This is a genomic window from Burkholderia anthina (assembly GCF_001547525.1).
Classification (GTDB): Bacteria; Pseudomonadota; Gammaproteobacteria; order Burkholderiales; family Burkholderiaceae; genus Burkholderia; species Burkholderia semiarida.
Map to the genome: position 1 here is coordinate 1227177 of NZ_LNJP01000003.1, position 23058 is coordinate 1250234.

Genomic DNA, 23058 nt, shown 5'->3' on the forward strand with positions numbered 1-23058 from the left:
CCTGCCGGGTACCTGCGTAGCGCTGACGGCCGTCGTCACCCTATGCCGGCCGCGCAGCGCGGGGCATGCAGGCTCATGACCTCACCGACGGCAGGGCAGTGGCGGAAGCCTCTTTGATTGTTCGACGTTCGTCGGCCCGTCGTGGGCGCTCGGAGAAGATGTCTCGGGTCGCCTTAACGAACCAGGGAACACATCCGGAATCAGTCGACCTGCCCGACCGCTGCCCCCTGCGCCAGCCGTCTTTTGACGCCCACGAACGCCAGGCCGGCCAGCGCGATGGAGCCACCATAGAACAGCAGCGCCGTCACGTCCGTTCCGAGCCGGGAGAACACGAACCCGACCGCCAGCATGCCCAATCCGAGGCCGGTGCGCTCGGCAACGTACGAGATACCGATCACGCGATCGCGCGACGCGGCCGGCGTCGACTGCAGGAGCGAATAGTAGATCGTCTCCGTGGCGGCGTCGAAAATGCCCGCCAGCAAGACGAAGCCCAACATGCCCGGCATGCCACGCACCTCGAAGACGCCGAGGAAGCACGCGAAGGTCAGGATCAGCAACGCGATGAAATACGGCTCGAGCGGCTGGTGACGCGATTCGAGACGCTCCAGCAAGCGCGGCGTCACTGCCGCGGAAACGAGCCGTCCGACACCCCACACAGCCATCAGCCAGCCGTATAGAAACGCGGGCTGATTCGGGTCGAACAGCTGCGACCTGATCGGGAAGCCGACATTGTGCGTACCCGAGCCGAACGCTTCGACGAAGCGCGCGCCGATCACCAGCATCACGATGACCGACAGATAGCGCGCCGCGCGCGGCAGTGCGCCGGCCTCGGCCGCAGCGCGCGTCTCCTCGGCCGGTCGATGCCGGCGCGGCATGTTGCCCACCAGCATCAGAAATGCGATGGCGGAGATCGCGAACGTGATCGAATCGATCAGGAATACGCTCTTGTAGGCCAGGTACTGCGTGATCACCGATGCGAGCAGGCTACCGCCGACCACCGACACCCCATCGGTCGCACTGAGGATCGCATTGAAACGATGCCGGCCCTCCTGCCCGACCATTTCCGGCACCTCGGACATGATGGACACCCGGTAGATCCCCTGGAAAAGCCCGATGAAGAACGGCACGAAATAGATGAGCGACGCGTCGGCGGCACGCGACGACGTGGCCAGCACGCCGATCGCCAGTGCACTGCCCGCTTCCGCGGCGAAGATCAGGGTACGGCGGGAGAACCGGCTCAGCCGCGGCACCGCGGCGCCGCCCGCGACCGCACCCAGCAGGCGCGACGCCATCGTCAGGCCGAGCAGCGCGGCGGAGCCCGTGACCTCCAGCGCGTAGGTCGCCAGAACGATGCTGATCATCGTCGAACTGATGTCCGAGATCGTCTTGAACGACAACCAGACGTACAACTGCGCCAACGAAGACGAAGCGCGTTTTTCTAGAACCAGCTCGGATTTCATGGCAGCTCATCTCGCTGAGGAAAAGGAAATCAGCAACATGTCCCGGAACGCGAGTTCGTCCGGGTTGGCTTGCTGAACGGCATTGGCACTGTGGTACAGCACGGCATCGTTCACGATCACGGTATCGAGGAAATCCGTCAGCGGCCGTGCGAACAAGGGAACGGTGGAGACCTTCGACGCGTGGATCTCCGATACGACCGGCCGGATATTGCGACTGTCGATGAAATGCATGAAGACCCATTCCAACCCGTCCTGGTGAATCCCCGATGTGGTCGGACTGACCTCACCTTGTTCCGCAATGATCCGGAACAGATGGACATCGATCTTGTACTCCCGCCCCGCAACCAGCCGCTCCCCGAGGATGGCGATGTCGACGTCCAGCAACTGGCGGAGAATCGCACTTTCTATGAAGGAGTCCTCGGCATAGGTCAAGCGATTGACGCCCGGCACGTAGTCCACATCGTAGGTCGCGGTTGGCTCGAAATTCGTGTTCCGGTCAATTTGCAACGGTTGACCCGGCTTGAAGCGATACAGCAGGAAGCGCCGTTCGCGTCGCGTGTAGCGCTTATAGTTCTCGTCGACGACAAGGCGCTCCCAGTGGCGCTTGAACGCAACAACCTCGTCGCCATCGCAGCGGATCACGCCGTGGAAGCGTGGTGCATGGCAATAGCCGTTGCGATTCAACTCGTCAATGACGGTATCGATGGACATCGTGTCTCCCGTGAGTCGGGCCATTCGTTCAGGAAACGATTTCCGGCTCGATATCGCGAACGATCCGGTCATAGAGATCGATCGCATGATCGCGCCCATTCACTGCCGCCCAGCCCTTCAGCAGATAATTTTCCTCGATGTCCGCCCGGACCTCGCTACCGACCGGGCAGGCGACCTTGCATTCGATGATCGCCGGATCGCCGACGACGGAATCGAGCCCGCGGATTCCGTTGAATGTTCCGCTCGCCTCTGGAAACAGCGCGAACATCGAGTAATGCTGGCGCCCGTCCGCCGCGCGTTCGCAGGCGCTTCGCAAGCGTTCGTGCAGCCCGGAAGCCCGTGTCAGCATCAGCAGATAGAGCTCGTACGGGTCGAGGCCCGCGATGTCCTTGAGCGCCGCGTTCACATAAAGGCCGCCGAGCCGCGGATTGATCTCGATGACGATCGGGCCGGTCGGCGACAGACGGAATTCGAGGTGCACGATCGCGTTGCGCAGGCCGATCGCTTCGAGACAATCGATCGCATACCGATTGATCTCGGCAATCGCGGGCGCCGGAAAGGACACCGGCGGCGAGATCAGCAGGTTTTCCAGCACCGTGCCGCGCTTCTCCGTCAGGATCAGCTTTTCGTTGATCAGCACCGGATAAACCTGATCGTCGACGATCACGCATTCGACGCTGCCTTCGACGCCGTCGATGTACTGTTCAAGCAGAATGCTCTTGCCCGGCTCATAGTGAACCGGGGCGCCGTCACGGGCGTGGACGTCGTGCGCCATGCCGTAGTAGTCCGAAACCACTGCCTGACCATGTTGCGCGGTGAATCGCTGATAGTGATCGCGCAATTCGTTCCAGTCGCGACACTTCGCGGTAAAGGCCGAGCCCGCGCCGTAAGGCGGTTTCGCGATCAGCGGATAGCCCACTGTGTCGGCGGCTTCTCGCAATGCGTCGACATCGCTGCACATTGCGTGTCGAATCGACCGTACCCCCCGTTCCTCCAGCGCCGCACGCATCAGGAATTTGTTGTTGCAGGCGGCGACGGCCGCCGACGGAGAATGGACTCGGCCGGTCATCCGGCAAACCTCGGCGACCACCGCGCCCACTTCCCCATAGGCCGACGCCTGCCCCGCATAGCAAAAGACGGCCTTCACGTCATAGTGCGCGTCCAGATACTCGAGCAATCTCAGCAGCGACTCGACGGAAAGCGAATCGAGCCACCACGTGTCGTCGCGCGCCGCGCGTGCATCGCCGTCCGTCGGCACGTGCCGGCGCACGACGGCCGTCAGGCACGCGAGACCCATCTTGCGAGCGACCTCGAAGTGATAATCCCGATAGCTGGTCAACGACAGCAAGGAGCCCTCGATTTGCACAAACAAAACCGCGTCTTGTCGCATGTTTTCACCTGGATGAGAAATCAGTCCGCACACCGCTCAGCGCCCGTTCAGTTGTCGATCCAGTCGCACGTTTCGCCCTGCCAGTTGACGAACCGGTAGATGCGTTGTTCGCCGGTTTCTACAAACTGCGGGATGTCGCCCTGGCCTTCGAACAGCGGCACCGTAAACTTTCCTTTCGCATGAGGCAGCACATACTCGGGCATCGCAACGTTCGAAACGCGCCGCTTCAGTCGGTTCATGATGCGGATGGCGTCGCGGATCGAGGCCTTGTAGACCGACGCGCCCGGCGAGAACGGCATGAAGTGATACAGGTAGTACGGTTTGACGCCGCGGCGATACAGTTCGATGAAGAGCCGATGCAGCGTCTCCTCGTCGTCGTTGATGCCGCGCAGGAATGGCATGTTGGAAAATACGATCGGCACCGCCGACCGAATCCGCTTCACTGCGTCCGTGAAGGCCGGACTGAGTTCGTCCGGATGGCAAACGTGAACGCCGAATGCGTTCACCCGATGCCGCTCGAGCATTGCGACCAACTGATCGGTGACCCTGTACGGATTGAAGGTGAGCGATCTGGAGTGAATCCGGATCAGGAGATCGCGTCCGACGTCACGCAGGGCGGACAGATGCTCGTCGAGCTTGGCGTCGGAGAGCATCAACGGGTCGCCGCCGCTCAGAATAACTTCCTCGATTGCCGGATTCTGCTTGATATAGGCCACGCTTTCGCCGAACGTGTCCCGGCTGGCGTTGGTCTTTTCGCTATTGACTTCAAGCGTGCGGAGCGCCTCGAAGCAGAACTGGCAATACGAATTGCACGTGTTGACCATGCGCAAAATGACGCGATTGTCGTACTTGTGCTGACAGATCGGCGTCTTCATTTCATGCGCCAGCTCCCAGTTTTCCGATTCGCCATCGTATCCTCCGACGATTTCGTCACTCCAGAACGGAACGACCTGACGCCATAGCGGATTCCGGACGATGTCGGCGTCGGTGTCGCCCTGCGATTCGCGAATCAAGCGGAGATAATAGGGCGTGATCTGTAGCTTGCGGCCGTTCAGGTTGCTTTGAATGTGCGAACTCAGTTCGTCGGACCAGCCCCCGCAGGCCTCGCGTAGCGATGCTTCCTCCCGGATGGTGTTCCGTTGCTGCCAGCGCCAGTCGCGCCATTCGGCCGACGCGACATCAAAACTCCGATAGTTGTCCGAATATTTTTTTCGCCACCAGAATTTCCAATCAACATTTTACTCAGCCCTCTCTAGACCAACGAAATGCAATCAACGTATCGTTACGCTCATGAATTCAACACGACCCATGATCCGAGCGCCGGATAGAAAACCATCGACACCACACTCAACCGGAATACGGCCTATACAACACTGCAAACTGCAAATCCATCAACCCATGAAAGCATCGATCACGGGATATACACAAACTGACACCTGAAATATCCCATCGAGCCATATCGTCGATATAGTTACGCGATGCAGAAAGCCCAAGCCACAGTACAGCCCAACAAAGAAATATGGACGCAACTCTGCTCAGCCTACTCACAAACATGGAGAGGCATCGATTAAATATTTCGCAGAAATTTATTTACTTTCGCTTCAGCATGCGAAAACGACAGTTCCCGCTCCCCGTCCGATCGCGATTCATGCGAGCTATTACGTCCGTGCAAGATCATTTCGCGCGGCGGCCAAGCCAAAGGAATTTGAAAGATTTCCCGTTCTGGATATAAGCATTCCCGATTCGACGAGTCTCAATCCTAAGTTAACAAATTTAAGTAGCGCAAGAAGAATTTCACTAGCCATCCATAACAGTCCCTCCCACACGTCTACTTTGCCGGACGCCTCTGTCGTGCTTTCAATTGGGAAACGCACATACAGCTCGCATTTTTACAATTACCAATCGACATCATTCGATACTCAAGGAATTGCGCACCTCGCAAAAACATCAGGTTTAACGCCCGCCTAGAAAATAGAATATTCAGCTTCTCCCAAATTTTGAAAATACCCCTCGTCGATGCGGCTTTGAATAAGCCCAATATCGAGCTCATCCGGGCATCATTTCTTACAATTTGATAGGCAAGTTGCCCACCTTTCTGAATGCGGGTGTGCGGGGATAGGCCGGACGCGTGTCGCAACGCGCCGGAAATGTAGAGACGTCCGTCCCAAATGAAGAGGAAGTATCCCTGCTGCGCGAGCCCCTTGTGGGCTCGCAGAAAAGGTGTCTTGGGGCCCCTATACAGATCAAGGACTTGGACATCTTTTTTGAGAACACCGCATGCTTCTTGTCTCAGAAAAGATGTCCTTGGCCACGAAAATTCTCAGAAAAGTTGTCCTTCGGAATGTCACGCCCCTACCTAGGCGCCTCGGCGGAATTCGGCGACCGGTAGCACAATGGATGAGCGTTTCAGCGGCCAGCGATGTCGGCACTTCTTGTGCTATAAATGTGCATATAGTGTGCGCCGAGAAAGCTTCCATGAACCCCGGTCTGGCCCGAGATTCAACGCCCCCCCTCGATTTCGATCACTTCCTGGCGTCTTTGAAGGACTCGGAGAGCGCTGCGCCGATCGTCTCGGCGCGACGCTTCGCGGCCGCCCTGCATATCGATATGCAGACACTCGCACGGCTGGCCCATGTCCATCGCAATACCATCAGTCGTCTTCCCGGCGCCGAAAGCGTGCAAAAGTATCTTCGAGACGCGCTGCGGGTCATCCGAGCTGCAACCGATATCTCCGGAGATATACGGAGCACGCTGTTTTGGTATCGCAATGAACCACTGCCGACCTTTGGCTACAAGACTGCCGAAGAGCTGATATCGGAGGGACGCACTGAAGACTTGCTGCGCTACATCACATCGCTCGAGGCCAGTGCGTCCGGATAGGGTCACCTTCGGGCAGCACTCGGAATTATTCGCGCCACGACCGACATCTCCGGCGACCTGCAGAGCGCGCTCTTCTGGTATCGCGATGAGCCTTTGCCGGTCTTCGCCTACAAAACTGCGGAACAATTCGTATTCGAAGGACGCATCGATGGACCTACTGCGCTACGTCACATCGCTCGACGCCGGGGCAGCCGGGTGAGGCCATAAGGCACGCATTGCAGGCCACCAGAACTCCAGCTACTCTTGCAATGTACCCGGTCAGGTTCGACGAAAGAAAACAGGGAGCGGGGCTTATCGGACTGGACGTTGTTCCGCGGTTTGTTCCCGCCCCACCTCTTCACGAGCCCGCTCAACGAGCGCGCATTGTCGTTTCTGCGACATTCGACTTGAGGGCTCCCAATTCTCACGGGTCGTGGCCGATATTGCGTCAATGAAATATTTCTCGGACGGTGCGGTGCTACGTCATTGCGGACCGTCAAGTGATTTGAACAGCTGATCGAAAGTCGCGTCCAGCTTCTTTCCCGCTGCCGATAGCTCCGTCAATCTCGGTGAATACATGTGAGCGCTGCCGTCGTACGTGTATGGTTTTTCGTACGATGACTGATACGCTACATGAATGCGCAGATCGTCGCTCAGAACGGTTGCAAGTTTAGCCTGACAGAGAGCATTTGCATTCTCGCCTATTACAAACAACGGGGTTTCCTCACCCGCTTTGAGTACATCATATGGGCGAGGCCAAGCGGTCTTGAAGCACGTATCCGGGAATCCCATATCGCGCTCGAATTTTTGCCAAATATCGGGACCAAGTCCAGAATATATACGCCCGTGAATTGTCACGGTCATATCGGTTAGGATCGCGGGTCCGAGGCCTGCGTTATTGAGGTAGATGCCGGGGAGCTTGTTCGATTTGTCCCACATTGGAACTACCGTCACATACGGGCGATTAGTATTCCACGTATTTTTATTAGCCGCGCTTGCAGCCCAAAGAGATGTGGCCAGTGAAAAAATCGAGACTGCGATTGCGACAATATCTAATTTAAATGAACTAGCAGAATTATTTTTCGGCATCACCTAACTCGCAATGCGAAATATCGCAACATACAGGACATTTCGGCGCATATTTAATGACTTTCAAATGACTGAAATAGACTCCATATCTTCACCATACGAAGCGCAGAGATCCGGTCATAGCAGGAACTACTGTCGCCGAGAAGCTGGACCCAGAATCCATCGAACCCGGATACCTGTCTGAGCTTCATCCTCCCGTGCGATGACTCCTTGATCCCGCATCTTCGCGAACATGCTCGTGATCTGCTCCGCCGAATCGAGAGCGAGAAGATCCAGAGCCTGTCGATTGTTGATGGCCCCATGCCGTCCAATAAAGGTTGTGATGATACCCGCCGCGTCGACCTTCGGTTCTCGCCGCAGCGTTACATAGAGATTGGCGCCGTCTTCTATAAAGATTGGATCAACAAACCCTGCCCGTCGCATTCGGCCGACGACAGTGTTGATGCCTTCGCCGAGATCCTTATTTGGAGCATCTGGATATTTTGAAAGCAGCCGAACAAGCTTCGGATTCCGAGAAAAACGAGCGTCGGCGATGTTTTGAGTAGTTACATAACCAGGTAAGCGGCCTGGGCTCCGAAACTCTACACGATTTCTGTAAACGCTAATGAGCACGTTGTCCGAAACCCCGTAGTCGCGATGCAGAACAGCATTCACAAGCAGCTCATATAGTGCCTCATCCGGGTACGCCGGGGCAAGCAGTCCGTCCAACGTCCAGCAGACGCTCCGGCCGATTACCTCTTTCAGAATGCGGAATGCCTCTTCGATTTGATCGCGAAGCGAACCTTCAATCGAGTGCGTGTCGTTAGTCAGACTATCTCGTTCAATTTCATCGTGAGAAGAATCGTAACGAACGATTTTTACTGCACACTGGCGAGGCATAGTCGAACTCGGATTCTCGGCAAAGAGAAGCACACTTGCGACTGAGGGTGCAAAGGAATCGGGATGAATCAGCCGCTCCTGCAGCGCGAACGAAATCGGATCCTTGTGGGTAATACGAAGCGACTGAAGAAATGTCCTGATGGGCGCTCCATCCACAATTAATTCAGGATGAACCTCAGTCAGCCACATGTCCTCCTCCGAAATCATCCCCTTGGCACGCATTAGGTCCTGGACCTTCGAAGCGGTTAGCTTCAGGTTCTGAGCACCTTTGCGTATGAGCACTTCTCCACTGGACGTCTCATGGACCTTCAGACTCCTCCGAATCTCAAGCTCCAAGACGAAAGCAGGAGTTAGCTGTCCTTTTCGATAAAGAAATCGATGACTAAAGTCAATGCCTGGATTCAAGGTGGCAAGCGCTGAAATGAAGCTATTGTAGTCTTCGATCGACGGTTTACCTACCCAACGATCAAGTGGAACTGGAGTCTTACGACTGTCTTCGACACCGATCACCAGCGTCCCACCTTCTGCATTCGCAAAAGCTACTGCCGGATCCTGAATATCTTTAGCCTTGAGGCGCGCCGACTTTCGATCAAAATAGTCACTTTCTTCCCGTTGACAGAGGTCAAGGGCCTCCGTTTCATCAATTTCAACAATCTTGGTCATCGTGTCTTTTTTTATTACAGTGGTCTCTTGTTCCCATAGCGCCGCCCCTATCCTCATTGGGGCGAGGGGTTAAACCGCTTTGCATAATCTAGAAACTCGCGATTCAACGTATCTGCATCAGTCGAATAGTGGGCGTCTCGATGACAATTTGGACACAAGGCGACGCAATTCCACACTCGATCGCCTTTTTCCGCTCCGAGTATGTGATGCACATCCAAAAAACCTCGATAGCGCTGCCGATGGCCACATCCAACGCGCTCACATGCGTCTGTCCGGGCAAGCACCGCGCATCGAACCTTCGGGTCGCGCTTGACCTCCGAACGTACTGCTAGACGACGTTCGGCGCCGTCGCTGCCAATAAGCCACGAATCCACAACGGGACAGTCGTCGTAGGTGTCATCGACATAGTCTTCGGTAGCCGTCGAATCGATAGGAATCTTAGCCAAATCGACAACACCCGGCCAATTCCACAGCACATCTGCAACCTCATGTCCGCGTGGCCAACGGTCATCCTGCAACCAAACAGTTGGACTGGTGCCGTTCATGGCATGGTTCTTCGACATTCGACCCAAAGCCCCCTTGGCTATCAGGTGGCTGCTCACATCGCGCTGTCCACGCCAAATTGGCGCGAGTTCCTCACGGGGGATTAGTGCGGCAAACACGATCTCTGCACCTTCACGCTGCACCAAAAGGTGATGCGTGTTGCCCTCAGTAAGGTCGCGCTCAACGATAGCGGCAAGCGTACCGTCCCAGTTGCCCTTGATCAGCCGCGCACGCAATTGAGCCGCCGCATACTTCCCCTTGGTAGCTCGCTCACCTGACCATCTCCAGCACAACCGGACGCGCATTTGCAGTTCTAGGCCGTCGTCACCGCGCACACGAACGAACTGCGAGATTGCGGTACCCATCTGCTTTCGCTTGTCATGCAAGACTTGATACCCCCGCGCTGCAAGGAACGGTGCGATGGCATCACGCGTCACCGCCTCCTCAGCAAGGCTTTCTGTGCTGCGAAATACGCGTTGCCCTTTGCTCATAGCCTATCTATCTCTTGCTTGACCTGAACTTCATGTGCTCTTGAAAAAGGCACCGATGGTAATCGATGCTCCGCCGCAATTCTGGCATTTCGGGCGCATATCATCTGCGCCAACGCGCTTGCGTCCGACAGCGTAAGAATCAGGCGCTACATTCTCGAACCCCTCGAACCGCGTTGCCGACCGCCCCCAATCGTCAGAAGACTTGATACAGACGCCTTCGTGCCCACAGGCATCACAGGTCGCCGTATAGTGATTGTGCTCCCATGACATAAATGCTCCGTTTCCTGACTCTCGTTGGACAGAACGCCCAGTGGACCTCATCTAGGCTGACCAAGGGCGGTGAAAAGCAATGATGGCGACGCAGAAAATTAAGGGGCGCAGCAGTCCGCGCGCCTACGTTCCGGTATCGTCAATGAAACTGACAATGCCACAAAACAGGCTGCGCAAGGTTCAAATCATGTTGCGCAGCCTTACCACCACGTCACCACTTCACAAAGCTACTCATACAAACGGAGAAACTCCCAAAACGATATAATTCGCCCTTGGAGCAACGCCAAGAGTGCTTTTCATCGCTTGAGAATTAATATCCCAATAAACACTTCCCCAATTCCAATTAGCCTCAGAAATCTGAACAATCACATATGACCCGAGTCTCAACCTGGCAGATGTATTGTTTTGCGAAAAATCAAGACCAACATTAAAAGAGTGAACCTGCCTATTTGCACTTCTCGATAGTGCAACCTTAACCACCGACCCCGCCAAATCAGCAAACGGCTTCAGCGCAGGTTGTGCCATTGTGATCAGCGACAATCCGCTCTTAAAAGTCGAACTATCGAGAGCTGACAAAAGAGTGCTATCCGATCTACTCCTGATGTTTATTGTTCTACCCTCGAATGAGATGCCATTAGCACCAACAGTGAGCCCCTTGAATATAGGATGCCCATTCACGCTGGCACTCTCCCCGTCATTTGCAAACGCTCGCAATGCAAATCGCAACTCCTCCGTTTCCGTGGCAATTTGATTCTTTCCTGCAAATTCGCAGAGAATTTCATGCTGACCCGTGCCAGGATATGAATCGACATAAAATTTATCGAGAGTGATTTTTATTCTCTCATTGATAAGCGATGCATCCGGATCAATGTTATTTGCACCTTCTATTGAAATTTTTCCATTCTGCGCCGTACTTCCAGCGGGAATAAAGCCAATCGCGAGCCCCGTGTACCCGTAGCTTGGATGGAAAGGCGAAAACCCTTGCCCTGCCACGCCTGGTGTCAAGAAATGATTTGCCCCATCGATATCATCAATTGACAGCAGATAGTTCGCAATATCAGCCGGGGGCAACGCCCCCAAAGAATCGTTCAGATTGAAATTTGACATATACAATTTTTACTTGGTTCGAGTTCTGACGCCAGCTCGCGTCCGCGCTTTCCCATGAACTTCCGTATAAATATCGGCTTTCGCGGATTGTGCCAATTCAAGCGTAACTGCCAGAGCATACGGAATCTGTTCGGACTGGCATGACTGATGGACCGCCCGGCATTGGACACCAACAAAAATTCCCTTCGGATCAGCAGCTATTCGCGTGAGCGTATGCCCTTCGAATACATGATGAATCACTGTCCCGCGTTCGGCATTCGATGATGTCGGCTGTTTCTGATGGCGTTTGACGCCCTTCCAGAAATGTCTCTTCCCGCCCTCGTCAATCAACCCGAGAGTGACGCCTCGATAGTCAAGCGTCGAGGTCAGCACAGGTGTAGTCCATGCCAAGGTGATAGTGATTCGACGCACATCACGACTGGCGAGCATCGCCGAAGGGACGGGAATTCGGTACTCGTGTAAGACGTCGTGCTTGATCAAATCGTCCGCAAGCAACGTGATTTGCTTATCGTTACCTGAGATAACTCGACCGCCTCGCACCTGGCCGAACCCCAAAAACCGAGTGATTGTGCCCCTGCGACGCTGTCCTAACTTGGAATCCCGCGGCGGATAAGAGTCGTAGAGCACATCGCCAATGCCTTCCCAAGCGGCGCTATGAACAATGAGAGCCTTCAGAATCGCTGCACGCGTGCGAAGCGCCACCCAATCCGAACCAGTCGCGCGGAAGATAGGCGCAATTGACTCTGCAACTCGTATTCCCAGGCGCGTGACAAGCGCAGCGGCGTTGCTCGTTCCGGAAATGCGATTCACATGGCGGAGGTCTCCTCCATGTGGATCAGGCGCCGCAACGAGTTGTCCAAGATGCTGCGAAGGCGAACCATGGATCTCTAATCCGTTTTGCGCGGTGAATGTCGCAGCAAGACGCCCGCCCTTATGGAGCACATCTGGCTTGATACTTCGATTCACGCCCAAGCCTAGGGCGGACCCCAAGTTGGTCATACCCGCTTGCGGATAAGGATCAATGACATTGGGCGGGCACGCCGGACCGTCGTCCGCATGTAGTGCCCCGACCGTCAGAGAGTTGGTGGACTCCGCCGGACTCAGCAAGCCACGTGTTCCTTTTGCCTGCTCCAATGCCAACAGGATAAGTGCCTCTCGTTCGAGCGGATCAAGTGCTGCAATTGTTTGTGGTGTGTGTCCGTACTGCGACATAGGGAATGCGCTGCGGATATTACCGGCGCTCACTACGAACATCAGGCCGTGCTCGTGACTGAAGTAATCGAGCAGCGCGGCCCAAGGAGATGGCCTCTTTACAAAGGGCGCGTATTCGTCGCAAATGGAATGATTGACGAGTACGACATTGGGAAAAGCAGCCGATGCACCGTCCAATCCCGATACTAGCGAGATGATTGCTCGATAGATCATCTTGATCGGAAGCTTATCGGAAGGGGTACTTTCAACCGCACTTGCGCCATTGGAAGTGAGGACTGGTACAACAACGACCTTTTGCTCTAGTGGTTGCTGCGGCACATGTAAGTCGTCACGAACGACTAGTGAGGCCATCGCCGTGCCGTGATAGCGGGCATTCACCGGCACCTGCGCGCCCGTTAGATCAACCTCATGTACGATAATTTTCCCATCAAGGGCAGCATGGGATGCGATCGGATATCCGTCAATAATCGCAGCAATCGGGGTGTCACCAGCGGCCTGAGGTGTTCCGAGGTCGGGAAGGCTGGGAGCGGTCGACGTCGGCGCGACCGTCGAAAAATAGGATTGCGGCCGAATTGTCATTACGCTATCGGCATTTGCGAGCGCGCCTTGGTATCTGGTCAAGCTGACCGCGACATGGGCAGGCACACTTACGAGAGCAGCTTGATAGCGAATCTCCTCGATCGTGACGACATCCAGCATTGCCCCGCCAACTTCGACAAGAAGGGCATTCAATGTTTCAAGCGCGTTATCGCGCAGCTGCTTTTCGGATCGATACCAAAGGTCCACCTCGACCTTTACGTGACGCTCCGGATCGTGACGAACAAGCGCTTCCACGTAGCGCTTGATTAATGGATCGATTCGGTCTTCGGCCGAGAATACGCGAACGTCCTGCAAATAGCCAAACAACGCCCACAGAGCCTTCGCTTCGGCCGGCGGCGACTCGCCCTTGATGAAAGAGCGCCACCGCGCTAAGAAGTTTCGCAGCCCCTCCACACTGGGCATAGTGAGATAGAGACGAGCGGGAGAAGATTCCTCAGGGGCTGCGTTTTCACGCCGCACTCCTTCGGCACCGTCTTCATCTTCCTCATCATCATCGGACGGCACAATTGGTGTAGCACTACGGCTGGTGAGCCACTCGAATCCCAATGCTGCAGCTGCAGCTTCGAACTCGTCGACAGGCCCGATCAGATCGAACACTAAAGCTCGCTCTGGCGTTACGGCTCTGGGATCCTGCGAAACATCAATGCCGCCGTCGGCGGCGGCTAAGGACTGGGAAATCCTCTCAAATCCCGTCCTCAGCAATACACTCTTACTCTGCTCCTGAAAGGAGATCCGGCCCGGGACGTACTTCCGCCTTCCGGGAATTCGACTTTTTGGTTGAGGCTCGCGCTGCAGACGTACGAGCGGGTAGTTCTGTGCCATTCGAGTCCGATGTTTGTCGAGTTAAGCGAGATTGCCAACGGGACAAAACCTCTCGGACAGCCTTGGCAGGCGTCAGCGCGCCTTTCGACAAGACCAACTTACGCCGAATATCGAGTGTAAATGCCTCGACTTCCGACATGCTTTCCCCCGTCATGCACGCCACGAAATCTTTGGCACTAATGCCAGCAGAAGTGCCAAGCGATTGCTCAAACTTCTTGAACCATTTCCCAAGCTCTATCGGGCCCGGCAACGGCAATTCAAGCTTGACTTCAAAACGACGCCAAACTGCCCGATCCAATAGTTCAGGGTGATTCGTAGCACATACTACAATCGAATGACTGGGGAGTCTATCGAGTTGCGTGAGCAATGAACTTACTACTCGCTTGATTTCACCGGTCTCTTGGGAATCGCCACGCTCTTTACCCACCGCATCGAACTCATCGAAGAATAAAATGCACGGACTCAACGCCGCGTAGTCAATTAATTTTCTCAGGCGATTAGAGGTTTCACCAAGAAAACTGTCCACAACGGCGTCATAGCGCACCGCGAGCAACGGCAACGAGAGTTCCGTCGCTATCGACTCAGCAAGACTGGTTTTCCCGTTTCCCGGAGCTCCCACCAATAGAATCGTGTGACGAGGCTCAAGGGAATGCTCACGCAGCAATCCTGCGTTCACATACTCATGGAGAAATTCATCAATTTGGTCCCGTACTCCCTGAGGCAGGACCAGATCGTCCAAGCGCCGCCGAGCGGGCATGTCATATACCAGCTCCGCGACACGCTCCGGCAATGTCGACGAATCGGATGCCTTCACATTTTGCGGCGCTGCAGCCGTTTGAGCGCGGCCTCGCGACCTCGCATCAGCAAGAATTGCTTCCATAGTTCGTTGCACGGCGCTGCGGTCGCCGCGGAGATTCGGCTGGGCCATAGCTCTAGCATCGTTAGTTACGTTTGATCGACTCGCCCGGTTGCTCGTCTGCAACCTTGGCGGCGTATTGCGGTGTTGCTGCGGCCAACTGCGGGGCGAACGCATCAACAAGCATGATCATGGTTTGAAAAAACGCCCGTAGTCGGGCCAAATCATCGAAAGAAATACTAGTCGGGAGCGGATTCGTCGTTTCGATGGTTGCACTTTCTGCGGCTTCTGTCGCACTTTCCTGCTCAGACAGCCCCGCGATCAATCGAGCCCGCGTTCGCGGAATTGCTCGCCCCGATTGGCAGAACCGCCACAAACTTGCGCGATTCACACCCAGCCTACGTGCGGCCGAACCGCATCCACCACAAATGTCGACGAATGTCCTTACCTGCTCCGCCAGTTGGTCATCTGGCACGACTTTAGGCATTCGTTTCCCCTTCCTATTTAGGACTAGCTTAGCGCGCCAAACCTAAAAGTGCAACGGCAATCTCTAAAACGCAACCTTCTAACGCAACACTTTCGTTTCATTTCGTTTCACATTCCGGCAAAACTGCAACGCTTGCCGCCAGAAAGTGAACATCTTGGGTCGCGAGAGGGCGCTGATCCGCACAGGTGAAGCTCTAGGTTCAATCGCGTCAGCAAGCTGCCTCATGACGACCGCCCGCACCACTGCGGCCGCGTGAGGCAAGATTGGAGATCTGACTACCTGGGCGTTACTGGCTAGCAATCAAGCGATAGATGCCGAAAGGTCAGTCTGCCGAGGCACTTGCTGACGCAATTGACCCCGACCCACGTCGTAACGCAAAGACCGGATCAGGACCATGAGAGGTAAGTCCTCTAACTGGGAGCCGATACTACCTCGACAACCTTTAGGCGGGAGGGATCATGCGCGGCCTTGATCTGTGCCGCGAATAAGCTGCGTAAGTCAAGACATGAAACTCTCAGTCAGCATCAGATCGGGTCTGAGATTGCTTTGCCGTCACTTCATCAAGAGCCGTGGTCGACCCTGAGCGGACGGCTGCCTGTGCGCAAAGCAGCCGTGATCTGCCCCCTGCAAACAGGGCCAGCCGGAGTCTAGTAAAGTTCGTTTTCGGAGAAGAAGACGAACATGAAGAAGCGTTTTACGGAACAGCAAATCATCGGGTTTCTGAAGGAAGCCGAGGCCGCCATGCCGGTCAAGGAACTGTGCAGGAAGCACGGGTTCAGTGACGCGTCGTTCTACACCTGGCGCGCGAAGTTCGGCGGCATGGAAGTCTCGGAAGCCCGCCGGCTTAAGGACCTTGAGGTGGAGAATGCCCGGCTGAAGAAACTGTTGGCCGAAGCAATGCTCGATATCGAAGCGTTGAAGGTCGTGGTCAAGGGAAAGCCCTGAGCCCGCAAGCCAAACGCGAAGCAGTGTCGGCGATTCGGGAGAAGGTCAACATCTCCGAGCGCCGCGCCTGCCGGCTTGTTGGGCTTTCTCGCAGCGTGCTGCATTACGACGCGAAGCCGGACCACGAGAATGAGATGCTAGCGGCGCGTCTGGTGGAGTTGGCGCACGAACGTCGTCGATTCGGATACCGCCGGCTGCACGCCTTGGTGGAACGCGAAGGCACGCACGCCAATCACATGCTGTAATTGCGTCTCCGGCTAACGACGGAGGCTGCCATGGAAACGTATGTGGGTCTCGATGTATCGCAGAGGTCAACGGCGGTTTGCGTAATCGATGGGGACGGTAATCCCGTCTGGCGCGGAACAGTAGCATCGGATCCGCAGGCTATTGATAGCATCATCCGACAGCAAGCCCCCGAGGTCCGGCGCGTCGGAATGGAAACTGGCCCTCTCGCAGTATGGTTCTATCACGCACTGCGAAATCGAGGTGTTCCTGTTGATTGCATTCATGCCCGCCACGTGCACGCAGCGCTCGCGACGCAACTGAACAAGACTGACAGCAATGACGCGCGCGGCATCGCTCAACTCACGCGCAGTGGCTGGTATCGTGCCGTCGAAGTCAAAAGTATCGCGAGCCACGAAGTCCGGCTGCTTCTTGGAGCGCGCAGTCAATTGGTCAGTATGCGTACCGGCCTGTACAACCAGATCCGCGGGGTGCTCAAAACCTTTGGTGTTGTGCTGCCTCCTGGTACGCGTAGCGCATTCGAGAAACTCGTCGAGCAACATACGCCATCGACATCGCTAATCCGTGGCGTAGTTGACATCCTGCTCGACAGTTGGAGGCATATAGACAGGCAAGTCCGTGAGACCGATAAGGCGCTTGAACGGATTGCGCGCGCCAGCGATGTGTGTCGTCGTCTGATGACGGTCCCCGGTGTCGGCGTGAAGACGGCAGTGGCATTCGCTGCTGCAGTCGACAATCCGGATCGATTTCGCCGTGTCGGCGATATTGGTCCGTATCTTGGTCTAACGCCAAGGAAGTACCAATCAGGGGACGTCGACCATAACGGTGGAATATCCAAGACCGGCTGCCGGCTGACCAGACACATGCTGTTCGAGGCGGCGTCGGCTTTGCTCCTGCGTCATAAGCGCGACTGCGCACTCCGACGTTGGGCGCAGGCACTGATTCCCCGGATTGGCCTGCGCAAAGCACTGGTTGCAACCGCTCGCAAACTCTCGACGCTGCTGCTCTCAATGTGGAGAAGCGGCAAGGAGTTCATCCCGGGATAGCCACACGCTCGCCGTCGCAAGTCGCTTTACCTGCAACAACTGCGGTACCGGTTCATCCAGGCTGATTACGTCGCCTCAACGATTCCTTGACGCGCTTTGCGGGAAAACCGCGGCAATCACATCGGAACGTTGTAGCGACTCTCTGACGGCATGTTGTGGCGTGAACACGACCACGAAGACGACAAGGAAACGGCTGGTCTGAACCCTTTCCAGGAGGATGATCTATTGACAGCAATTAGACGACAAGCGCATCTATCGCCTGTACCGTGAGGCAGGGCTGGCTGTGCGGCGCCGTCGCAAGCGCCACGGCGTAATGATCGAGCGCGAGCAACTGGCATTGCCGAGCGCGCCCAACGAGGTGTGGTCAATCGATTTCGTGATGGATGCGCTTTCCAACGGCCGGCGCGTGAAGTGCCTGACCGTCGTCGACGACTTCACGAAAGAGGCTGTCGACATCGTCGTCGACCATGGCATCTCAGGTTTGTATGTCGCTCGGGCATTGGACCGTGCAGCTCGCTTCCGTGGCTATCCCAAGGCGGTGCGAACAGACCAGGGCCCCGAATTTACGAGCCGGGCGCTTGACCAGTGGGCGTATGCGAACGGCGTCACTCTGAAGTTGATTCAGGCGGGCAAGCCGACGCAGAATGCGTACATCGAATCGTTCAACGGCAAATTCCGCGACGAATGCCTTAACGAGCACTGGTTCACGACGCTCGCGCACGCTCGGGCTGTCATCGCGGCATGGCGTCAGGACTACAACGAGCAAAGGCCGCACAGCGCACTGAACTACCTTGCGCCGTCAGAGTTTGCGGCGAAACATCGGGCAACCGCGGATGCTCCTGCCGCTTTCCAGGAGCTGGTTTAAAGGGACTTTGCTAGAAGCCCATTGGCCCTATTGAAGGGGGCAGGTCAGCCGTCCAGATATTCCATATCTGGACTCTTTGCTAACAAAAATGCCAGCGGGATTCCCGGCGCTATAATCAGGCGACCACATGCACGGTTGATTCAAGCCTTCGCGCGACGATACGCCGTCGCAACGGCCGCGTGCTACGGGACAAACGCGACTGCTTCGTATTAGCGTGTTGCGGTAACGCCGACGGCAGTAAGCATCACAAGAATGGGTGTTGTGAGCAACAAACTCGCCGAACTATGTGACGTGATGAAAATCCACGCGCTCATCCTGATCAGTTTGGCCTATCCGGGGGGACGAACGTCGAGCAGCCCCGAATCGGGTCCCGCTTGAGCTGGATGCCATTGCAGAGCACAACGAGAAAAAGGTCGATGACTGACACTATTCACCCGTCCAAGTTAGTTACCGAGTACGCCAGTGACAACGTATGCCGGATTCTCGCCCTTGATGGTGGTGGCGCGAAAGGCTTTTACACGCTGGGTGTTCTCAAAGAAATTGAAGCGATGCTTGGGTGTCCGCTATACAAGAGGTTTGATCTTGTATTCGGCACGAGCACCGGGGCGATCATTGCCGCGCTCGTCGCGCTGGGCTATGAAATAGACCAGATACACGCGCTCTATACCGAGCACGTACCGCGCGTCATGTCCAGTCGGTCTGCTGCCGCAAGAACAGCGGCACTCCATGAATTGGCAAAGGAAGTCTTTCAGGAAAGAACCTTTGAAGATGTCAAAACGGGGATCGGCATTGTCGCGACCCGTTGGATGACGGAACGTCCGATGATCTTCAAGGGCAACATTACGCAGGCACACGGCCGTAAGGGGACCTTTCGTCCAGGGTTCGGGGTAAGCATGGCCGACGCCGTGCAAGCGTCGTGTTCGGCATACCCGTTCTTCGAAAGAAAAGTGGTCGTTACCGCGACTGGCGACAAGATCGAATTGATCGATGGCGGCTACTGTGCAAACAATCCCACTCTTTTTGCCCTAGCAGACGCCACAGTTGCCTTGAAAAAAGATCGCAAGGATATCCGTGTCGTGAATGTGGGTGTCGGCATTTACCCTGAACCCAAACCGAAATTATTGATGCGTATTGCTAAGAAATGGCTTGCCGTACAGTTACTCCAGAAGACCCTCGAGATCAACACGCAATCAATGGATCAGCTACGTGACGTCCTGTTCAAGGACATTCCAACGATTCGCATCAGCGATACGTTCGAGCGGCCGGAAATGGCGACGGACTTGCTGGAGCATGACCTGGACAAACTGAACATCCTTCGGCAACGCGGGAGCGAATCGTTCGCTGCCCGCGAGGTACAACTCAGGGAGTTTCTGACGTAAGCGAGGCATAAAGTGGGAATACCGGAATCGCAGCTTGAAACATGGTCCCACCAGGGATCAATTACCCAATCCGCTAAAACATATCAAACCATAAAGGACGCCCTGGAGAGCGCCAATTCAGCGTATTACGGGAAGAATTTCCATGTCTTCCTGCAGGGTTCCTATGGAAATGATACAAACATCTACTCGGAAAGCGACGTCGATGTGGTCATACGGCTTGATGATGTCTACTACAGCGACCTGACATCGCTATCGCCGGAAGACCGAGTCGCGTACGAACGCGCGCTGATTCCCGCGACCTACTCGTACGACCAATACAAGAAGGATGTCGTCAAAGCGCTTGTCGACCGCTTTGGATCCGACGTCACGATTGGCGACAAAGCCATTGCCATAACGGCGAATGGCAGCCGGCGGAAAGCCGACGTGATTGCCGCCATGCAGTTCCGCCGATACTGGAAGTTCAAGAGCACTTACGACACGCAATATGTCGAGGGCATCTGTTTTTTCAACGGAGCCGGCAAACTCATTGCGAACTACCCCAGACAGCATTCTGAGAACCTGACCAGCAAACATCAGGGCAGCAACGGGTGGCTCAAACCCACGATACGAATCCTGAAAAATCTTCGAAGCAACCTTATTGACGACGGCCAATTGCAGCCCGGTATTGCGCCGTCGTACTACCTGGAGGGCCTGCTTTACAACGTGCCCAACGAGAGCTTCGGTTCCAGCTATGCGGATTCCTTCGTGAACGCCATCAACTGGATTCAGCGAGAGGCGGACAAGAGCAAGCTAGTCTGTGCCAATGAGCAGTATTACCTGCTCCGGAGTGGTACGCCCACCTCGTGGGAATCTGCAAATGCCGATGCATTTATCAGCGCCGCCATCAGCCTCTGGAATGCCTGGTAAGGGTAACCACCGTTAATCAAACTGCCGCAAGCGCGGCACCGTCAACAAGTTCGGGAGTCGCAATGGCCGGTCGGGGCATCAACCTTTTCATGTGGAGATACCAGGTCAGCTACCGAATACACATTCGGTGGTTGGCGCGCGAGGTGCTGAAGCGCCTCGGAGCGCCAGCGGAGGCTGAGGTGCTTCTTGTCGGCGCCCGCAAGCCCGGAAGCAAGAATCGGAATCCGGTGTGCGTGGAGCCGGAGGATGGAAAGTGGCCCCTGGCGCTTTTCGACGGCCTACTCGATGCAGTGGAATCGACCTATAACAAACACGACCTGCAGAACATAATTTACGGCGATGAAGCGAGCATGCGCGACAAGCCGGAATGGATGCGTCGCGACTCAGTGCGGACGTCGGTCCGCAAAGCACTCAAGGTCTTCGACACCGCGCACGATGTGACTTCGTTCTGCGGCGAGGTCAGGTGCGTCGATGAATACTACGTCACACCCGTCGTGCAGATTCCCAACGCCACCTTCACGCAATTTCCGCCCTTACCTGATAGACCCGTCGAGGGACGGCGACAGGGATACGGATATCGTAGTCTGATCCATGCTGCGATGTACGCCGTCCTTCACGAAGCGACGGGAGAATTGCACAGCCCAGATCCCGGTCGCTTCACTCGTGACAGCATGAGAAACGCTGAGGAAGTCGTTCGCGTTGGGGCGCAGGAGTTTCTGCACACGCCAGGGCTTTCGATCGAACGGCAGTACTTTCATACCACTCTTTTTGACTCGCTGAACCTCGTGGCGTCGCTGATGTACGAAGGCGCAAAAGGTGTCGGCAACCTTATCCTCGTCAACCCCGAGAACGAATGTGTCGAGTTCCTAGCCAGGTTTTCCGACCCCGTGCCGTTTCGCGAGCCGAGATGGGTTCGGAAAGTTCTGCAGATGGCCACCACCGGCGTTGGCATCATCGCCGACAGCCGACAGATCTACGGCCTTGGGAAACTGAAGGATTCGCACGACGCTTACGCAGCACAGGATGCATTTACGGCCGCCTTCATCGACCACTACCACTGGGAGTTGCGATGTGGTGATCAGGTACTTCTCCGTAGCCACTACGGAGTGCCCAAACTCGCACAGGAACCCTTCGACAAGGTTGCCTTTCTCGCAAACTACGCCCGACTCTTTCCCGGAACCTCGCCGGAAGACGGATTGCATCTATGGAACCTGCTGCTGGTCCAAATACGTCAAGAACACGGCAGCATGATCGTCGTTGCGGCAGATGCGCTCAGTGAGGCACGCCGGCTTGGCAAACAAGGCACGCGCATCGAACCAACCCGGCTGACGGAGTCATTGCTTGAAAGTTTCAGCGGTATCGACGGGACCATACTGCTCGCACCGGATGGGATGTGTCACGCTGTCGGAATCATTCTTGACGGCGAGGCCACCGATCAATGCACTCCCTCACGAGGATCCCGATACAACTCAGGGATGCGCTACGTACAGACAGGGTTAGCTCGCAGGCTGGCAATTGTTGTTTCAGATGATCGCACCGTCGATGTCATTCCTCGAATCCGACGATTGGTCAGTCGTTCGAGGGTCGAGCAGTACGTCGCCGCGTTTGAAACGGCGACACTCGATAACTACCATGACGCTCGAAACTGGCTCGACGAGCATCGCTTCTATGTCAATGCAGAGCAATGTAGCCGGATTAACAAAGCGATCGATAGGCTAGATGCGGCCCCAAAGGAAGTGGGGCTGATTTACCTTGGAACTGAGCGCTTCGGGGCTCATCCCGAGATGGATGACAGTTATCTCACGAACTAGCCGCCTAGCGCTCGACGGCTTCATAAGGCCCCCGCTGCAAGGGGCGCAGCGGCAATTAGTTCGCCAGCTGTGGCTTGCTGAGCGACCAATCAGGTCGAGCGTGCTGTCCCCGCCTCGATCCGGGAGACACTCTTTTCGGCTTCGATCATTCGCTCGCAGGGCGAAAATATCGGCGCCAATTGTCAACGATCTGTACGCATCGATCGGTTGAATCCACCACCGTTCTGAGTCAGATGGCGACTACACAAGCAAAAAGAGCCCGACATCGCGGGCTCTTTTTGCTTTTTCGTCTTACCGTCAATCGGCATAGGGTCGGAGGTGGACTACACCAACAGTACCCAGCAAAACGGACATTACGACGCCGCCTACCCACTTCGCAAATTTGGTTGACATGACTTGATTACTTTTTGCCATGGTGTGCCTC

Annotated in this window: 16 protein-coding genes and 3 pseudogenes; 8 read left to right on the forward strand and 11 right to left on the reverse strand. The window is 55.8% G+C overall.

Annotated features, from left to right (window positions below; translation table 11 throughout):
- Positions 1-200: 200 nt before the first annotated feature.
- The 4 genes from WS64_RS25635 to WS64_RS25650 are packed head-to-tail and all read right to left on the reverse strand — an operon-like array spanning position 201 to position 4574.
- Complete coding sequence (locus WS64_RS25635) at positions 201-1460, reverse strand: MFS transporter (RefSeq protein WP_059645080.1); 1260 nt, start codon at positions 1458-1460, stop codon at positions 201-203.
- Positions 1461-1466: 6 nt separating this feature from the next.
- Entirely contained in the window at positions 1467-2171 is a 705-nt protein-coding gene (locus WS64_RS25640; RefSeq protein ID WP_230943883.1) for a 2OG-Fe dioxygenase family protein, read from the reverse strand.
- Positions 2172-2199: 28 nt separating this feature from the next.
- Complete coding sequence (locus tag WS64_RS25645; protein ID WP_060968114.1) at positions 2200-3561, reverse strand: ATP-grasp domain-containing protein; 1362 nt, start codon at positions 3559-3561, stop codon at positions 2200-2202.
- 47 nt (positions 3562-3608) lie between these two features.
- Positions 3609-4574 (reverse strand): KamA family radical SAM protein, encoded by a 966-nt coding sequence (locus WS64_RS25650; protein ID WP_230943882.1) that lies wholly within the window; start codon positions 4572-4574, stop codon positions 3609-3611.
- Between the two features lie 1462 nt (positions 4575-6036).
- On the opposite strand from WS64_RS25650, the gene WS64_RS25655 reads away from it, so the two are divergent.
- A complete protein-coding gene (locus WS64_RS25655; protein ID WP_060968591.1) occupies positions 6037-6441 on the forward strand; it encodes a hypothetical protein in 405 nt (134 codons plus the stop codon).
- A 6-nt stretch (positions 6442-6447) separates the two neighbouring features.
- A pseudogene (locus tag WS64_RS35675) lies at positions 6448-6640 on the forward strand (DUF2384 domain-containing protein); the annotation flags it as partial.
- Positions 6641-6903: 263 nt separating this feature from the next.
- On the opposite strand, the gene WS64_RS34580 reads toward WS64_RS35675, so the two are convergent.
- The 7 genes from WS64_RS34580 to WS64_RS34590 all read right to left on the reverse strand — a co-directional run bounded on the left by WS64_RS34580 (position 6904) and on the right by WS64_RS34590 (position 15439).
- Positions 6904-7509 carry a hypothetical protein gene (locus WS64_RS34580; protein WP_155720473.1) on the reverse strand — a complete coding sequence of 202 codons (606 nt, stop codon included), beginning with the start codon at positions 7507-7509 and terminating at the stop codon, positions 6904-6906.
- A gap of 129 nt (positions 7510-7638) precedes the next feature.
- Positions 7639-9051 carry an RNA-binding domain-containing protein gene (locus WS64_RS33555; protein WP_063807593.1) on the reverse strand — a complete coding sequence of 471 codons (1413 nt, stop codon included), beginning with the start codon at positions 9049-9051 and terminating at the stop codon, positions 7639-7641.
- Positions 9052-9104: 53 nt separating this feature from the next.
- Positions 9105-10085 carry an HNH endonuclease signature motif containing protein gene (locus tag WS64_RS25665; RefSeq protein ID WP_060968116.1) on the reverse strand — a complete coding sequence of 327 codons (981 nt, stop codon included), beginning with the start codon at positions 10083-10085 and terminating at the stop codon, positions 9105-9107.
- Between the two features lie 501 nt (positions 10086-10586).
- Complete coding sequence (locus tag WS64_RS34585) at positions 10587-11462, reverse strand: hypothetical protein (RefSeq protein ID WP_155720474.1); 876 nt, start codon at positions 11460-11462, stop codon at positions 10587-10589.
- Between the two features lie 9 nt (positions 11463-11471).
- Entirely contained in the window at positions 11472-13871 is a 2400-nt protein-coding gene (locus WS64_RS33560) for a S8 family peptidase (RefSeq protein WP_167351644.1), read from the reverse strand.
- A gap of 112 nt (positions 13872-13983) precedes the next feature.
- Entirely contained in the window at positions 13984-15024 is a 1041-nt protein-coding gene (locus WS64_RS33565) for an AAA family ATPase (RefSeq protein WP_230961166.1), read from the reverse strand.
- Positions 15025-15037: 13 nt separating this feature from the next.
- Positions 15038-15439 (reverse strand): hypothetical protein, encoded by a 402-nt coding sequence (locus tag WS64_RS34590; RefSeq protein WP_155720475.1) that lies wholly within the window; start codon positions 15437-15439, stop codon positions 15038-15040.
- Positions 15440-16120: 681 nt separating this feature from the next.
- Between WS64_RS34590 and WS64_RS33575 the strand changes: the two are divergent.
- From WS64_RS33575 to WS64_RS25705, 6 genes and pseudogenes are all read left to right on the forward strand, one after another.
- Positions 16121-16620 (forward strand): annotated as a pseudogene (locus WS64_RS33575) (transposase); the annotation flags it as partial.
- Positions 16621-16659: 39 nt separating this feature from the next.
- Positions 16660-17673 (forward strand): IS110 family RNA-guided transposase, encoded by a 1014-nt coding sequence (locus tag WS64_RS33580; protein WP_081103920.1) that lies wholly within the window; start codon positions 16660-16662, stop codon positions 17671-17673.
- 235 nt (positions 17674-17908) lie between these two features.
- Positions 17909-18538, forward strand: a pseudogene (locus tag WS64_RS25690) (IS3-like element IS407 family transposase); the annotation flags it as partial.
- A gap of 416 nt (positions 18539-18954) precedes the next feature.
- Positions 18955-19917 (forward strand): patatin-like phospholipase family protein, encoded by a 963-nt coding sequence (locus tag WS64_RS25695; RefSeq protein WP_060968121.1) that lies wholly within the window; start codon positions 18955-18957, stop codon positions 19915-19917.
- 12 nt (positions 19918-19929) lie between these two features.
- Positions 19930-20823: a nucleotidyltransferase domain-containing protein gene (locus WS64_RS25700; RefSeq protein WP_060968122.1), complete on the forward strand. Its 894-nt coding sequence runs from the start codon at positions 19930-19932 to the stop codon at positions 20821-20823.
- Positions 20824-20912: 89 nt separating this feature from the next.
- Positions 20913-22634, forward strand: a complete 1722-nt coding sequence (locus WS64_RS25705) for a hypothetical protein (protein WP_347876644.1) — start codon at positions 20913-20915, stop codon at positions 22632-22634.
- Positions 22635-23058: the final 424 nt, after the last annotated feature.